The organism is Haloarcula amylovorans (genome assembly GCF_004681185.1).
Lineage (GTDB): Archaea > Halobacteriota > Halobacteria > Halobacteriales > Haloarculaceae > Haloarcula > Haloarcula amylovorans.
This window is the reverse complement of the sequence record NZ_SRIF01000007.1, coordinates 156,839-172,462: the sequence shown is the minus strand read 5'-3', so window position 1 is coordinate 172,462 and position 15,624 is coordinate 156,839. Positions and strand designations below refer to the sequence as shown.

Here is a 15,624-nt window from a genome sequence, read left to right as displayed (position 1 = left end):
ACAGAAGTATAGCCATGCTCCGACTGCGGCGAGGCCCAGCACCAGCCCGAGGGTATACCACCCGAGTTTGAGTGATGTTGTCGGAGAGACCAGAAAAGCGACGTGAGCAGCTGCCCACCCACCACTCGTCAGCAGGAGTGCCCCCAAGCCCCGACGCGTGTCGGAGTCAGAGATATGTTGGAGTTGTGTGAGACTTGCAAAACAGGCGAGTGCGGCCATCAAAAACATACCAACATAGAGCAGAAAGAGCGGAGATGCCGGTAAGGCTGCCATAGCGGGCAGTATCAGAGGCGCAAATATTACTCTGCCGACATAGACGGTGACTGGGACTTGGCAGCCTGCGAGATACACGCTCTCTATCTTGCACGGCATTTCCGACGGCCATCCGGTAGATCGTCGAAGCTCTGCGAGATACAGGGCGCATATCTTGCAGACCAAATCACGTTACAACCGTGAAAATCCAAACCGGTATCTTACAAACGTATTCTTAGGGGAACGAGAGATCTACTGGCGTCCCGGGTTGATGTTCGATGCTCGTGTTGAGAGTGCGTTCTGTAACGCCTCTCGGTACTGTTGACCTGGAATGACGCGCGTCTGTCCGCTCTGAAGGCCATTATACCCCGCTTGGGCCACTTCCTCTGGTGACATCGTTTCTCTGGTATCCGGGTCAATCTCCAACGCTTGAAAGACCTGCTGAGCCATGTCCGTCTCCGTCCACCCTGGAACCAAGACTGTGACCGTGATACCGACGGGTTCGAGTTGTCGAGCGAGTACTTGCGATAACGTACTTACGTACCCTTTGGTCGCTGCATAAACCCCGAATGTCGGATCTGGAATCTCTCCAGCCACGGAAGACACATTAAGTATTTGACCAGCACCACGCTCAACCATTGGCGCAACGAAAAGTCTGGTAAGGGACGTGAGGGTGGTAACGTTTATCTGGAGTAGATCGGAGGTAGATTCGAGATCCGTCTCATCGAAACGATCAGGTGTGGGCCGTGCTGCGGCATTATTCACCAGAAGGTCGATTTGGGTGTCCTTGCGTTCTACCTCGTCAAAGATCTCCTGAGTTGACTCGGGGTGAGACAAATCTTTCGAGATCGGCAGCGTCGTGATCTCCCACTCCGATTCAAGTTGATTGGCTACCTTCTGCAACCGTTCTTGTTGTCTCGCAACGAGCACCAAGTCGTACCCATCTTGAGCGCAGAGCTTTGCTAATTCGTATCCAATACCGCGTGAACCACCAGTTATCAGAGCAGCGTTGCTTGCTTGTTCTGTCGAAGCCATTATGACCTTATTGATTGTCTGTGGGCTTTATACTGTGTTTCTGAACACCCTATCTCTAAGCTTGCTGAATATACTCTCTGTATCTCGCACGTCGTTCTTACTCAGTAATTGATAGGTCTTCAACCGAGGTGTTCCCTCGCCCCTCTGTACTGAACGATGTCTACATCACCTCTACTACGTAATTCGTAGATATACATCCGTACCGAATTGGAGCGTTTCTCTCTTTGAGGGGCGATATACGTTATTGTTTCACGTGTGCTACTATGTCACATGAAGCAGTTAACCAAGTTCGATTGCCCTCTCTGCGAACACCGATGTAAGACTCAGAATGAACTCCGTATCCATCTCCACGTGGCTCACCGGAAGAGTCTCATCATTGATGCGTATCTCGACGCCGTTGGTGAATAGAGAGACGGTGACCTCACTTCACCGGAAACCCGAAGCGAGATGGTCATCTGAACGACGGTTTGAATACTACTTGCTCTGTACTGACCACTGAGCGGTCTACTCATCGACTCACTTTTCTACAGTCCGATTTCTGCGTCGGTCAGCCGTACAGTCCGTCAATGCTCATGTTTATCAACGCGTTCAAGAGAACGAGCAACCACAAATCTTCCACGCTCACCACAGTCCTAGTAAGTAGCAGGAAGCGCGCCGGCCACAAGATGGAGGACGTCAATCGCCTCCATATCAATTTTGGGCAGATGAGATTAGGCGTATTGGGTGTCCCGTCAGTGAATCTCTCGACTGTTGCGACAATTGCATAGCGAGTACGATGAGCACGATGCTTACTGTGTTTTACACCCACATTACAGAGCCGTCCCCTGCGCCACGCTGCTAAGAGAGCCGTCGCGTCCCTCACACCCCCTCTCTCACGACCACCGATCCGTTTCAGAGAGAACCTTGTAGCGAACCCAACGAAACAACTGGTTACCACTAACTTTCCTGGTATTTGAAGCCCCTAGCCAGCGAAACAATCTGTACTGTTAATCAGCTCCCACTCAGTAAAGATCAACTCACCACCCATGACAACTGCTGAACAGTGGGACGACGTGAGCTTCGTCATCAGTTCGCGCTACCGTGTCGACACACTGCGACGCCTCAATCAGAGTCCGGCGACACCCTCACTCATCGCGGAGGAAACCGACCTGAGTATCGCACATATCTCTCGGGCACTCAACGAACTCCGTGAGGCGGATCTCGTCACCTTGCTCGTCTCTGAGGATCGTCGCAAAGGTCGCGTGTATGGACTGACAGACGATGGGCAGGACGTCTGGGAAACAATCGAGGCACAGAACATGGTTGACGCCGGATAACAATTCAGACGCAAGTGCTAGTCACCACTCCTCTTGTGGTGACAGCTCAGTCCCACACTACTGACAGAACCGCCACGGCGCACGTGCCCTGTCTTAGTGTTCGCAAGAAGATATCCAGAAACAACCGTTCAGGAGGAGTGCAGACTTTCCCTGACACACCAATCAAGCGCTTAAGAGAGTCTCCTGAGAACAAATAACCGATTGCATTACTTCGCTCCTTTTTCCTGATTCACTTGATCGGTCGATGCGACCTGCGTCTCAATCTCGAGAAGCTCGATTGCCTCACGGATGAAGAAATCCGCCGAATCATGATCGTCAGTGTCGAGCGCTTTGTTCAACAGTTGTGCGACCTCGCCCCTATTTTCGAGATGGAGGTATTGGAGCGCCTCTCGGACGTGATAGTTCGTTGGTTCAGTGTCGTCAACGTCGAGTGCCTGCTCTAATACGTCGATAACCTGTGCATGGTCATCGTCCATTGAATGCGGGTCTGCACGGTCGTGGTCGCCGTTGTTCCCTTCTGACATACTAGGATACCGCTTTTGCGAAACAGGTGAGCCCCTTCATCGTAAGAGCGTCTTTTATCGCTCCGTGTGAACGTGTTCCGTGGTTACAGATTGACGGACTTGCTAGTTATAGCTGATGGCAGCTTGTCTCTATTCTTCTCGATATGATTTTTTGCGCTGATGGAGAATCAATACTCTGTACTATCCTGACCAGCACCCGGATTCCAGCGGCGAACGACCAGCAAATACCTGCAGCAGTCATATTCGTGCGGCAACGGCCTGCAGAATATGGTTACAATAACCCAGAGTTCTGACACCCGACGATTACAAGTGTCGTGTTCGTAGATACAATATACATCGAATGGCAGTGTCTGCTGACGACGAGACTCGCATTCTGCTCGTAGGATTAGCCGACACTGTTGACCGGCAGCTTACAGCGGAGCTCGATACCAGCGGATTCGAAGTCGAACGCGTCTCCGCTGCGTCAGACTGTCTTCGCCGAGTACGAAAAGACGATATTGACGGCATCATCAGCGAATATTCACTCCCTGAGTTCGATGGGCTCCAGCTTCTCAGGTCACTTCGTATGTCTCAGCCGGATCTACCGTTTCTCCTGGTTCCTACGGACGGGTCCGAAACGATCGCAGGTGAGGCGCTTGCCGCCGATGCGGATGGGTATATCCCAGCAGACAGCGATCCAGAGACAGTCGTCACCCGACTTCAAAACAATCTCCAAGACTCAGTCTCTCGAAACGAAGACGAAAGTCAGAATCGCTACCGGAGTCTCGTGAAGACATCTCCGTTCCCGATAAATATCTTCGATAAAAGCGGAGAAATCATCTGGTGTAACGATGCAATCCTCGAATTACTCGACAAAGACTGCCGGGAAGAGTTACTCGGAGAGTCGATCTTCGAATTTATCCATCCGGATGATCGAGAGAGCGCTCGGGACGAAATTACGGCAGTCATCGAAGCGAAAGAGTCGACAGGACCAACGCAAATGAAGCTTCGAACCGCGGCTGGCGATATACGGTATATCCACGTCTCGACTGCTACCGGCTCCTTCTTCGGCAGAGATATCGGCCAAGCTATCATCGTCGATCTCACAGAGCAAGAGGAACGAAAGCGACAGTTGCAGATTTTCGAACAATGGCTTCGCCATAATATCCGTAACGAGATGACTGTTATTCATGGTATGGCAGAAAGCATTCAACAAGGCAGAGTTGACGATGCCACTGACTGTGCCCGCCGGATACAAGAGCATGCTGCACACCTCGTTGAACAGGCGAACCATGAACGGAAGATTGTCAGCCTCTTATCCGATCCGTCCGATCCAGTTATAACAGACCTCACGTCTGTCGTTGATCGGCAGGTAGCGAAAAGTCGTGATAAGTTCCCCACAGCTGATATCGAAATTACGCACAGAGCAGAGATCACGACAAGAGCAGTCCCAGAGATCGAGGATGCGATTAAGGAACTTCTTGACAACGCGATTCAACACAACAATACCGACACACCGATCGTTCGACTCGAACTAGAACGGACTGCTGAGAACAACGGTATTTTGCGGATAATCGATAATGGTCCTGGCATACCTGAAAGGGAAACGAACAATCTACTCATTGGTCAGGAAATCACCCCACTCAGTCACGGAACAGGGCTCGGACTGGTGTTCGTCGATTGGGCCGTTCGGCGTTCCGGAGCTAGAATTGCATTTGACACAACGGACCCTCGTGGAAGCCGTATTACACTCACCTTTTCGCTCGCTACAGGCAGTTAATGACGTCACAGCACATCGAGCCGGCCTGTAACGCTGCCATCAGGCGACTACACAGCCACTATTCTATTTGACGACTATTCTGAACCACTCGGTCTACCGCGTGAGTATCCCCACCCGACTCACCAATACGAGTCCACCGAAGCACAGTGAACACTGTATGCTTCGTGCAACCCGAAAACCCCAATTTGCGGGACTGGCCGCGCACACCCGAGGAATTGTGGTGGTAGCTCCCGTAGAGACACATATGGTGGCACCAGATGCGAATGACCACCTTGCTGGTGCGCCGCCCAGTGCGAAGCTTGTCTACAAAACACTGGAATACGAGGGGGAGCTGACCCAGAGTCAACTCGTCGATGAAACACGACTCTCAGTGCGTACTGTCCGGTATGCCCTGACGGAACTTCAGGACCGAAATGTGGTTCGCGAGGAGATCTATTTCGCTGATGCCCGCAAACGCCTCTACTCGATCACGTCAGCCGATGAGTCATCTGAAACCACGGATAGAGCGTGACAAGAGACGTCTCGACGGCCAGTTTGCTATCGATCTCTGTGGTCGCAACGACAGCTGGGATACCAAGAGACTCGGTAATAGGCGATAATCCAAAAGTGAGTACTGGTCACCACTCCTCTTCTGGTGGTAGTTCAGCACCACAGTACTGACAGAACCGCATTGGCGCATGTGGCGTGTCTCTTCCTGTATCGTACGAAGACTCATGGCCATACTCCGTACATGCTGTCTTTGGCATTGGTATCTCCGGGAGCCGGTGTCGCACTGCTAGCTACACAGTACCTATGCCCGCATGTGCGGTGAAGATGTGCATGATATCGGCGAGAGCGGCAGCGACCACTCCACCTTCACGAGGGAGTTATTCGAGAGGTTGATCCTCAAGAAAGCAGGTGAGGAGCATGCCTCGAGAACGCCACAGCAGGTGTGTCAATGTTCTCAAAATAATGTCTGAACCAGCCGCTCAATAGGTACGGACTGTACGGAATCTTCGGTTAGGTGGCTTCGACTGTGAGAAACTCACCATCATATATCTCTATTCGAGAGTTGCTGTATACGAATGAGACACAGGTGTTCTCTTGAGATGTGAGTAATACCTCTAATGCGTCAGGGTCTATCGTTCCGTAGAGCAACGGAAGGTCACTAACGGCAGTCGATTCGAATCTACTGACACCAGCGAGGACAGCTTCGCTCACACGTTCATCTGCGGCGATCTCGTATTTCATTGTCCGGTATATGAACCTTCAGGGGGATAATTAGCCGTGGCATTCACTCACACCAACACTACATTACGTACTGGCCAGTCTACGGCTTATTCAAAGAGCCGTTACTGCTAGAAGTCCTCCGTTTCAGGGTCAGGTAAGCAAAATACGCTAGTCAGTAGGAGTGCTTATTGGGCAGGATAGGTGTTAGCTGAGCAACTGTTATGATATAGCTGTCTCTATTTTCTGGATGGGAAGTGAACGTGACTCACAGCAGCGTGAACTCCTTGAACATGTTCTCGTTCCGGTTGCACATGAGGAGGATGCTCAAAAGACAGCAGAATCACTTGAGCCATATTCTCCCGAACAGATGACAGCGCTTCATGTCGTTGAAAAGGGGATGGGCGTTCCGGATAAAACACCCGTCAAACAATCCGAAGAGTTGGCTGAGGGATCGTATGCCGCCGTTCGCAGCGTTTTCCCAAACGCAGACGAGCATACAGCCTATGCCAGAGATCTTGTCGAGGCCATCTTTGACGCTGCCGAGGAGGTCAACGCGAGTGCCATCGCATACCGGTCGCGTGGTGGGAACCGAATCATGCAGTTTCTCTCTGGGGACTACCCACTCAAGCTCGTAACAAAATCTGACCGACCAGTCATTGCACTCCCCCATACTGAGACAGACGCATAGACTAAACAATCGAGTTGCAGAAATTAGATTTTGTAGCAAGCAATTTCAGTAGAATCACAGACGGGGCATTCCTCCATTTCTGGTGAGACTGTTGTCCCACAGTCCCGGCATTCGTACATGGCACCGTTAGTGCCATCTTCTGCCCGGCGTAGAACTTCGAGTAACCCCATAGATTCGACGTTACAACCCGACCATACATCAGCTTTTCCTGATTTTTCACCCCCCATATAACCAAATTGTCTGTTCGATGTATCGTCTGTATTGACCGGTTCAGGTGCAGTGATTGCAGCCGAGCGAGACAGTAGTAGAATGACATTCCGGCTCGGAACGCTTCTTTTGACGTCCCAGATCGGGTATAGCTGCCATTTCAGCGTATAGTTGACTAACGAGGAAGCAGTCAGTTTCAATCCCTATTAGCTTCAGACAAGGTAATCTTCTCGGCCTCGTAGTCCTCAAGAGATGCTCCGAGCCCGCCGACACTAACGGTTCCCTCATCGGTTTCGACCCGAAAGCCACACTCCATCGCGAAGTCGGTATTAGAAGGTTCAACGAGATTTTGTTGCGTATGGGTGATCGTTCCGGTGATGCGCCGCTGTGATTCCGGTGGCACCTCTCCGAGCGCCTCAAGTTCGAGTTGCTTTCGCGCCGGATGTGCGATAGCTTCGACCTGTACTGTCCTACCTCGGCGGCGGTGGAGTGTCGCGTCGTAGACGGCTGGTCGGATTGAATCGTAAGTTCGCGGGAGTGGTGGTGGCCGTTGCAGGAACAGTTCTTCGGCAGCTGGCCAAATTGTCCCCAGGTACGCCGACTCAATGGTGGCTGCGATAGAGAGGTTACTGACCACGATTGCCTCTCCCTCGCCGTGACTCCAGCGAAGCACTGATGCCGGGCCAATGATGCCGCGGCCGAGGTCCGACGAGAGGTAGACAGTCATCCCGCGAATCCAGTAGCGTGCTGCGGTTGCGACACCTTCCAGATCGCCCTCACTCACCTCGTGAGGTTCGGCTCCAATCGTCAACAAGACCATGACGCCCCGGTCGACAGCCTCTCGAAGGTCCTTAGATAATTCCTCGACAGCTTCCAGCGGGAGCGCGAGATAGATCTCCGATTCGGCAGCAGCGATGACGTCTCGGGCTCGTCGAAAGAAGGTCTCCCTGGCTCTGATCGACTCGAGTGATTCCATGTCGAGTGCCGGCCGGTCATACCGATGTTCCAGCTCAGTCATCGTTTCCTCCAACCGGTCCATTCGCTCACTGAGCGCTTCGTTGGGCGAGCGAGCCAGAATCGTTGTTGGTGACTGCTCGTCATTGACTCTAACGAGCCCTTCCTCTTCGAGCGTCTCACAAATCTGATAGACGTAACTCTTCGAGACATCCGTCTCTGAGGCGATTGTCGCTGGCTTGGCCCTGCCCCGTTCGACCAGTTTCAAGTACACGGCTGCCTGCTTAGCCGAGAGGCCAAACTGCTGCAGTCGTGCTCGGAGTCGCACGTCATCGCTCATTGACTCTGCTTGTTCATCCAGGCTAATAAATATCTGATCGGGATGAATTCGTGCGTTCCTCGGCTGAATGCGTGATTTTGTACTCCTCCAAAATATATTATACAACTATCAGCTATTTCTGGATATTCTTTTATTAGTATATCGTTGCTCTTTGAGCGTGGCATGCATGACAAAGCCGACCAGGACACAACTGGTAGGAACAGAACGACAAATCGTCGGACGTTTCTGAAAGTAATAGGAGCGTTGCCGGCCAGTGCTGCATTCCTGTCGAGCACCGGTCTCGCGGATGCAACCCAGGAAACGGACAGCCACCTGAATGAGCTGATCAGCCAGATGAGCCTCGAAGAGAAGGTGCTTCGGACGTATGGGAGCGGAAGTCCACCCGAGGGAGATTGGAGTATCGCCGGATCCGTCGCCGGGATTGAGCGCCTCGACATTCCACCGGTACACATGGCTGATGGCCCAACTGGTGCGTCAGTCGGACAACCGACAACGGACTTCCCGCATCCGGTTGCAGCGGCCTCAACGTTCGATCCATCTCTGACGTCTGAGCAGGGCGCAGCGATGGCACGGGAGCTGAAAGCGGCTCAGGTATCGGTCTTGCTCGCCCCGTCGATGGACCTTTTCCGGATTCCGTTCCACAGTCGGGCCGGGGAGACGTACGGCGAAGACCCGCTGCTGGCCGGGGAGATGGTCACACCGTACGTCGAGGCGGTCCAAGACGGAGGAGTCATCGCGACGGCAAAGCACTTCACAGGGTACAACCAGACGCGGACAACCGGCGATGTCGCCGACTCGTTCTCGATCGCCGAACAGAACGTCATTGTCGACGAGCGAACACTCCGAGAACTGTATCTCCCAGCGTTCAGAAAAGCGGTTCAAGAGGGGGGTGCAGAAGCTGTAATGACGGCGTACAACCGAATCAACGGTACTTATTCCAGCCAACACCAAACGCTCCTCCGAGAAATTCTGAAAGACGAGTGGAGCTTTGAGGGGTTCGTCGTCTCGGACTGGGGCGGGACTCACAGCACGGTCGACGCCGCCAACAGCGGTCTCGACATCGAGATGCCGAGAGCGAATTACTTCGGTGATGCGCTCGCCACAGCGATCAAAAACGATAACCTAGATGAGGCAGTCCTCAACGATATGGTCCGACGTGGGCTGCACGCCCAAGATGCGATCGGTGCTCTTAGCAGGGATCGCGATGGCGTCGGAGATACGTCAGTGATCGGGGCTGACGAGCACGTCCAGACGGCACGGACGATTGCGCAAAACGCTTCAGTCCTGTTGAAAAACGAGGATCTTCTTCCGTTCGCCGATAGCGTCAGTTCAGTCGCTGTCGTCGGCCCGGATCCGAGCCAGTTCAAACAGAGCGGCGGTGGCAGCGACAGTGTCCAGTCAACCGGCGATGTCGCACCGGCCGAGGGGATAAACGCAGCGACCGATGGCAGCGTCTCGGTCGAGACGGCTGCGACCGACGATCTCGAACTCGTCTCTGCGGATGACGAGTTCGAGTACTCCTACTACGACAACGCTGACCTCGAAGGGGAACCGATCGAGACCGGTACTACTGGAGCGATAGACCTTGCAAGTTTCCCGGAGGAGGCCGGTGGCGTGGTCCTGGAAGGGACAGTCACCCCCGAGGAAAGTGGCACGTACGGGCTGGAGTTCACCAGTCGCGGTCAGGGACACGTCTACGTCGACGATGAACTCGTCGGATACAACGAGGAGTTCGCATTCGCCTTCTTCCCACCGTCGCCCGAGCGCTCCAGCGTCGACCTGGAGGCCGGAACAAGCTACGATGTCCGCGTAGAGGTCGGTGGCGGCTCGCCGGCCCGGCTCCGATGGAACCCGCCGTCCAGCAGGGCCGCAGCCGTCGAGGCCGCGAAGAACAACGATGCCGTCGTGTTCCTTGCACGTACCTATACGAACTACGGCGACGATCGCTACAAGTTTGGGCTTCCGGGTGACCAGGAGAGCGCGATCAGTTCCGTCGTGGCCGCCAACGATGACACCGCGGTGGTTCTCAACACAGAAGCGCCAGTCGGTATGCCGTGGGTCGACGACGTCCCCGCGATTCTGCAGGCATGGTATCCGGGCCAAGAAGGTGGCCGCGCCGTCGCCAATCTGCTGTTCGGGGACGTCAATCCATCCGGGAAGACACCCGTGACGTTCGCACAGGACTACCAGGATTATCTCCCCCAAGAGATCAACACACTCCCCGAAGAGGGGCGTGGCTATCCCGGTATTAGCGGGAACGTCTACTACGACGAGGGTGTGTTCGTCGGTTATCGCCACTTCGACGAGGCCGACATCGAACCGCTGTTTGAGTTCGGTCACGGCGAGTCGTATACCTCCTTCGAGTATGGCGACATGACGCTCTGCAAGAGAGCCATCCCGGCCGGAGAGACGGTGTCCGTCGATATCGAGGTGACCAACACCGGGGATATGGATGGAGACGAAACAGTTCAGGTGTACGTCAGTGAGGTCGATCCTGTGGTCGAACGACCGCCCAAAGAGCTAGGTGGGTTCGACAAGGTGTCCGTTCCGGCCGGCGAGACTAGGACAGCGACAATCGAACTTGACGCGGAGGCGTTCCAGTACTGGGACCCCGAAGACGAGACGTGGACGATCGATCCCGGGAAGTTCCAGGTGCTGATCGGTGCCTCTTCGCGTGATATCCGCGCCGAGGAGATGCTGATCGTCCACCCCAATCCGTCCAACGCCGGCGGTCGCAAACCAGGGGACAGCCCAAGTCATCGAGGCGGGCGCTGACGTCACGCTTGAAGGTGTGTACAGGCGACGGAAACACCTACGATTGGTACTAGACCGAAGGGACCCCAATGTTGCTTTCGGGGGCTGACAGTGCCAGTTCGTCGTTCACCATGCCGGAAGTCGAGTCGACGACGCGGTTGACTTTCGAACTGACGGTCACCGATGGCCTGGCACGGGTCAGCACCGACGCGGTCTCGGTACTCATCGAAGCCGAGCGATCGAGCCACAGGAGATGACAACCAAGCCCCCCGACAGGTAAAGAAGACGGCCCAAAGCGAGGCATCGTCGTTACAACTGGGCGGTTCACGAACCCAGCACAGGAGTTTGCCGAGCGTCTCCAACAGAACGGCGACCCTCATCCCATCGAACTGCTCAACGGACAAGATCTGCGGGAGATCGCCGACGAGATTGGGCTCGATCTCTACAATGGTCGCATCGAGATTCTCTGTAATGAGACACTCCGTCCCTACGACCCGGCCGCTGCCGCCGCTGCACCCGTCGAAGAGACGTTTCGGGACATCGAGAACATCGACGCCAGTACCCTTCCAGAACCACACTCACAGGTAACCTTTCGACCGCTGGTGACGATCACCGCCGAGACGGACGCGGTCTTCGAGACGTCTCGTCCTCCATCCCTCCAACAAGGCCCTCAAACCGCCGCAACACATCCATTCCATTTGCGGCCGACGTCACCAACCGATACCCTTCTTCACCACGTTCGACAACCCCCACGCTCGGATGGGCCAACAACACCAACGACTGTTCGACCAACACCTCACTTGTCACACCATCGTCGAGCATCCTAACTAACACGTGATGCACCTCATACGCCGTATGCCATCCACCGCCTCGCTCAAGGGCTTCTAACACCGGACCAACTGCTCGGCGGCCGCTTCACGATCCTCAAGCAGGTCGTCCACCTCATCCAACCGATCATCCTGAAACGCCCCTGGCTCGAACAACACGTCCGCAATCGACTCGGGCAGCAACCCGTACTGCTCGGTCCGCTCGACTAGGGCCGCCAACCGCTCGGCAGTCACCAATACTAACCCGACACGATTGGCGTCATCGATAGCTGCCGGCGTGAACCCTGACGCCACGACGACCGCGTGGTCGGCCCCACGGGCCTCTTGATGGCCCTGAATACGAGCTCCGTCAGGCGACTGCAACATTCCGTTTCCACGAGCCTTCACTTCGACGATAGAGTGCTCGGGCTGTGTCATCTGCACATCCGTATCGTCACCGCCCTCAATCCACTGGCCTTCGAACCCTAGCCGCGAAAACGCATTTGCGATCAGTTGCTCGAACTGATCCGGGTCATCACCGTTCGTACTCGCCGCCATCAATCGGTCCGTAAACGACACTGCTCCCACGTCGTCGAATATATGAATGGTATAGAATAGAGAGGGAGGTTCTGGTAGATATAGTCTAATGGCAAAAATGTAAAATCATATACAAGCATACTAAATATGGAATAGGCCATTTGTATATGTATGCGTCAACTATGTACTTCTAGTCAACTATATTTGAATCTATCACTCTTTTCCTTTGGTAGAGTGCCAGAATATCTGTTTCATGGTGGTCATTTACTGAAGAAGTCTCGGTATTGGCGTCAAACTTGACTAGCTGAGAATCATCCGGTATCTTCTGGTTGGTGCCACTGCAACCGTCCTAGCAAGCACGCACGCTGGCATACTATTCGACTACGTAACACAGAATTAGTCCAAGAAATCCATCCTCGACGAACAGCGACGGACCGCTATTGGATGTCATAAGCGAACCTTTTTTATACTCGCACTTGGCTGATTCTGTGTGGGACCAGAAATCACGAAAATTGAGAGTACAGAGTTTGAATATCCGTTGGAAGACGTAGGAACAGATGAACACGGCTTCAACCTCGTCTACGAACCCGGGACGACCACGACCCGAAAACTGTTCGCAGTGAAAGTCCACACGGATACGGGCATCACTGGGGAATACGTCGGGGGGAACTCTCCCGCCGCCGCCCAGTATAATATGTTCGCAAACTACCTCGTCGGGAAGAATCCATTGGCCCGTGAAAAACACTGGTCAGAGATCAAGCGTGCACTCCGGAAGTACGACCGGATGGGAATGGGTCCGATCGACATCGCACTCTGGGACTTCGCTGGAAAATACTATGATGCCCCCATCCACGAACTACTCGGAACCTATCGCGAGCGGATTCCGGCGTACGCCTCCACGTATCATGGTGACGAGGCTGGCGGACTCGACACGCCCGAAGCATTCGCGGATTTCGCTGAAGAGTGTCTCGAGAGCGGGTTTGGTGGGTTCAAGATTCATGGCTGGGGCGGCAGCGAAGGGTCGCGCGATTTAGGTCGGGAAATCGCGGCAGTGCATGCGGTCGGCGAGCGCGTCGGTGACGAGATGGATCTCATGCACGATCCCGCCTGCGAGTTGGAAACGTTTGCAGACGCGCTGAAGCTCGGTCGAGCATTAGATGAAGAAGAGTTCTTCTGGTACGAGGACTCGTTCCGCGATGCAGGCATCTCGCAACACGCACATCGAAAACTCGCAGAGAAGCTCGACACACCGATTCTTCAGACCGAGCACGTACGCGGCCTAGAGATGAAGTCGGATTTCGCAGCAAACGACGGGACCGATTTCCTGCGGGCGGACCCGGAGTACGATGCGGGAATCACAGGGGCGATGAAAGTGGCTCGCGTCGCCGAAGGATTCGGAATGGACGTGGAGTTCCATGCGCCCGGACCTGCCCAACGTCAGTGCATTGCCGCGACCCGGAACTCGAATTACTACGAAATGGCCTTGGTTCACCCGAAGTGTCAGAATACCCAACCGCCGGTCTACGAAGGCGAGTATTCAGACATGATCGAGGCAGTCGATAGCAATGGGACCGTGCCTGTACCAGATGGCCCTGGTCTCGGCGTCGAGTACGATTGGGACTATATCGAGAACAACGCTACTGGCGCCCGACACGTCTACGACGGGTGAGACTGGCCATAACATAACCGCCAGGGTCGCTACGGTGGCGTAGCTAATCTCCGTCACTAATGAGTCGGCTGTCTTAGGCGTCACCGTGACTATCATACCTCCGGAAACCCGAATTAGCGTAGGTCATGAAGCGGCCCCCACCGTTGCTGGGGGGGATGGCTGAACGGAGTCTTACTGATGCGGCGCAAGTTGTGGTCGAATGGCTGATCGTTCAACCGAAATACGACAAATAGTTCTTTATAACAGCGACTGCAGTATCAGGTATGCCCGAGATTCCGCTTAGCGTGCCTAATCGTGAGCGGACCGCGACTGCTAATGACGTAACAGTTGCCGATCTTCCGCGGTTCGCGCCAGCGACAGTCGAATACGACACCAACACGATATCGGATGTGGCAGACGCGGGACGGAATGCTATCGATGAGCTACCTGCCATTGACTCGCTTCAACAGGGTGCATCGATTGCTATTACAGCTGGCAGTCGTGGGATTCACGATTTCCCCGAAATGCTGATTGGTGCTATCAATGCTCTCCAAGAACGCGGCTACGAGCCGTTCGTCTTTCCATCGATGGGCAGCCACGGAGGCGCAACAGCAGAGGGCCAGCGTGCTGTACTCGCTGACCTTGGAATAACACCCGAGGTACTGGGTTGCTCGATTCGCGCTTCGATGGAGACTGTCGAAGTTGGTGCTGACAGTCGCGTCTATGCCGATCAGCTTGCTGCAGATGCCGATGCAATCCTTCTCGCAAACAGGGTGAAACCACACACAGACTTCAATGATCGGATCGAATCCGGTCTCTGTAAGATGGCGGTCATCGGGATGGGGAAACATACAGGCGCAGAGATGATGCACAACGCGGCGCTGACCGGTGACATGGGTTCAGAGATACAAACCCGTGCAGCGACCCTGTTCAAGGAATTGCCGATTATTGGTGGAATCGCGCTCATCGAGAACGCGCGAGATAGAGCAACGCATATCGAGGGTGTCCCAACGGATAGAATCCTCAAGCGGGAGCCTGAGTTATTGGAACAAGCCTACGAGGAACTTCCGACATTGCCAGTCGACGATCTCGACCTCCTCATCGTCGACGAGATGGGAAAAGAGATCAGCGGCACCGGGATGGACACAAACGTGCTCGGACGGACGTACTTTCACGGAGAGGGAGAACCAGAGCGGCCGTCATACACGAGAATCTACGTCCGATCGCTGACACCGTCGTCTCACGGAAACGGCTTGGGAATCGGGCTCGCGGATATGGTGCATCAAAACGTTGTCAGCGAACTCGACCTGGGTGATACGTACGTCAACATTGCCACGAGCGGGGAAACCAAACGAGCGAAGATTCCATTGATAGTACCCGATGACGCGAGCGCCTTGTTATTGGCCCCCTCGACGACTGGGACACCCAATCCCTCGAAATTACGAATCGCTCGAATTCCGAATACAATGGAACCCGGCCGACTGCTCGTCTCCGAACCAGTTGTTCCAGAACTAAGGGAACGCCCAGATGTGAGTGTTGGCGAACTCCAACCACTCTCTTTGAATGATGGCGAGTTCGCTACTGAGGCATATTGA

General features: G+C 54.4%; 12 protein-coding genes and 2 pseudogenes. 7 read left to right on the top strand and 7 right to left on the bottom strand.

What is annotated here, in order from left to right; all coding sequences use genetic code 11:
- Together E4S61_RS25985 and E4S61_RS19830 are read right to left on the bottom strand one after the other, a co-directional pair.
- Nucleotides 1-273 (bottom strand): annotated as a pseudogene (locus E4S61_RS25985) (histidine kinase); the annotation flags it as partial.
- A 231-nt stretch (nt 274-504) separates the two neighbouring features.
- On the bottom strand, nt 505-1,287 hold the full coding sequence (locus E4S61_RS19830) for an SDR family NAD(P)-dependent oxidoreductase (RefSeq protein ID WP_135305655.1): 783 nt from the start codon (nt 1,285-1,287) through the stop codon (nt 505-507).
- A gap of 1,025 nt (nt 1,288-2,312) precedes the next feature.
- Here E4S61_RS19830 and E4S61_RS19825 point away from each other — a divergent pair.
- A complete protein-coding gene (locus tag E4S61_RS19825; protein ID WP_135305654.1) occupies nt 2,313-2,603 on the top strand; it encodes a winged helix-turn-helix domain-containing protein in 291 nt (96 codons plus the stop codon).
- 206 nt (nt 2,604-2,809) lie between these two features.
- Here the strand turns inward: E4S61_RS19825 and E4S61_RS19820 are convergent, their stop codons facing one another.
- Nucleotides 2,810-3,127, bottom strand: coding sequence for a hypothetical protein (locus E4S61_RS19820; RefSeq protein WP_135305653.1), 318 nt, complete (start codon nt 3,125-3,127; stop codon nt 2,810-2,812).
- 346 nt (nt 3,128-3,473) lie between these two features.
- On the opposite strand from E4S61_RS19820, the gene E4S61_RS19815 reads away from it, so the two are divergent.
- A complete protein-coding gene (locus tag E4S61_RS19815) occupies nt 3,474-4,886 on the top strand; it encodes an ATP-binding protein (RefSeq protein ID WP_167768591.1) in 1,413 nt (470 codons plus the stop codon).
- A gap of 999 nt (nt 4,887-5,885) precedes the next feature.
- Here the strand turns inward: E4S61_RS19815 and E4S61_RS19805 are convergent.
- Entirely contained in the window at nt 5,886-6,116 is a 231-nt protein-coding gene (locus E4S61_RS19805) for a HalOD1 output domain-containing protein (RefSeq protein WP_135305650.1), read from the bottom strand.
- 226 nt (nt 6,117-6,342) lie between these two features.
- Here E4S61_RS19805 and E4S61_RS19800 point away from each other — a divergent pair, with 226 nt between their 5' ends.
- Nucleotides 6,343-6,783, top strand: a complete 441-nt coding sequence (locus tag E4S61_RS19800) for a universal stress protein (RefSeq protein ID WP_135305649.1) — start codon at nt 6,343-6,345, stop codon at nt 6,781-6,783.
- Nucleotides 6,784-7,186: 403 nt separating this feature from the next.
- Here E4S61_RS19800 and E4S61_RS19795 read toward each other — a convergent pair whose 3' ends face one another.
- A complete protein-coding gene (locus tag E4S61_RS19795; protein WP_135305648.1) occupies nt 7,187-8,284 on the bottom strand; it encodes a TrmB family transcriptional regulator sugar-binding domain-containing protein in 1,098 nt (365 codons plus the stop codon).
- Between the two features lie 333 nt (nt 8,285-8,617).
- On the opposite strand from E4S61_RS19795, the gene E4S61_RS19790 reads away from it, so the two are divergent.
- Nucleotides 8,618-11,059 (top strand): beta-glucosidase H, encoded by a 2,442-nt coding sequence (locus E4S61_RS19790; protein ID WP_167768590.1) that lies wholly within the window; start codon nt 8,618-8,620, stop codon nt 11,057-11,059.
- 49 nt (nt 11,060-11,108) lie between these two features.
- Here the strand turns inward: E4S61_RS19790 and E4S61_RS25660 are convergent, their stop codons facing one another.
- Entirely contained in the window at nt 11,109-11,264 is a 156-nt protein-coding gene (locus E4S61_RS25660) for a hypothetical protein (RefSeq protein ID WP_167768589.1), read from the bottom strand.
- Nucleotides 11,265-11,322: 58 nt separating this feature from the next.
- Between E4S61_RS25660 and E4S61_RS19785 the strand changes: the two are divergent.
- Nucleotides 11,323-11,682: pseudogene (locus E4S61_RS19785) on the top strand (restriction endonuclease); the annotation flags it as partial.
- Between the two features lie 240 nt (nt 11,683-11,922).
- Here E4S61_RS19785 and E4S61_RS19780 read toward each other — a convergent pair.
- The gene (locus E4S61_RS19780; RefSeq protein WP_135305646.1) at nt 11,923-12,402 is read right to left on the bottom strand and encodes a restriction endonuclease; all 480 of its coding nucleotides are present in this window, start codon (nt 12,400-12,402) and stop codon (nt 11,923-11,925) included.
- 469 nt (nt 12,403-12,871) lie between these two features.
- Here E4S61_RS19780 and E4S61_RS19775 point away from each other — a divergent pair, with 469 nt between their 5' ends.
- Nucleotides 12,872-14,050: a mandelate racemase family protein gene (locus tag E4S61_RS19775; RefSeq protein ID WP_135305645.1), complete on the top strand. Its 1,179-nt coding sequence runs from the start codon at nt 12,872-12,874 to the stop codon at nt 14,048-14,050.
- Between the two features lie 272 nt (nt 14,051-14,322).
- Nucleotides 14,323-15,624 (top strand): DUF362 domain-containing protein, encoded by a 1,302-nt coding sequence (locus tag E4S61_RS19770; RefSeq protein ID WP_394346463.1) that lies wholly within the window; start codon nt 14,323-14,325, stop codon nt 15,622-15,624.

What these genes read in the sequence shown, in the direction of transcription:
- E4S61_RS19830 (WP_135305655.1), bottom strand. Translation starts at nt 1,287, where the DNA reads ATGGCTTCGACAGAACAAGCAAGCAACGCTGCTCTGATAACTGGTGGT.
- E4S61_RS19825 (WP_135305654.1), top strand. Translation starts at nt 2,313, where the DNA reads ATGACAACTGCTGAACAGTGGGACGACGTGAGCTTCGTCATCAGTTCG.
- E4S61_RS19820 (WP_135305653.1), bottom strand. Translation starts at nt 3,127, where the DNA reads ATGTCAGAAGGGAACAACGGCGACCACGACCGTGCAGACCCGCATTCA.
- E4S61_RS19805 (WP_135305650.1), bottom strand. Translation starts at nt 6,116, where the DNA reads ATGAAATACGAGATCGCCGCAGATGAACGTGTGAGCGAAGCTGTCCTC.
- E4S61_RS19800 (WP_135305649.1), top strand. Translation starts at nt 6,343, where the DNA reads ATGGGAAGTGAACGTGACTCACAGCAGCGTGAACTCCTTGAACATGTT.
- E4S61_RS19795 (WP_135305648.1), bottom strand. Translation starts at nt 8,284, where the DNA reads ATGAGCGATGACGTGCGACTCCGAGCACGACTGCAGCAGTTTGGCCTC.
- E4S61_RS19790 (WP_167768590.1), top strand. Translation starts at nt 8,618, where the DNA reads ATGAGCCTCGAAGAGAAGGTGCTTCGGACGTATGGGAGCGGAAGTCCA.
- E4S61_RS25660 (WP_167768589.1), bottom strand. Translation starts at nt 11,264, where the DNA reads ATGAGTACCGAGACCGCGTCGGTGCTGACCCGTGCCAGGCCATCGGTG.
- E4S61_RS19780 (WP_135305646.1), bottom strand. Translation starts at nt 12,402, where the DNA reads ATGGCGGCGAGTACGAACGGTGATGACCCGGATCAGTTCGAGCAACTG.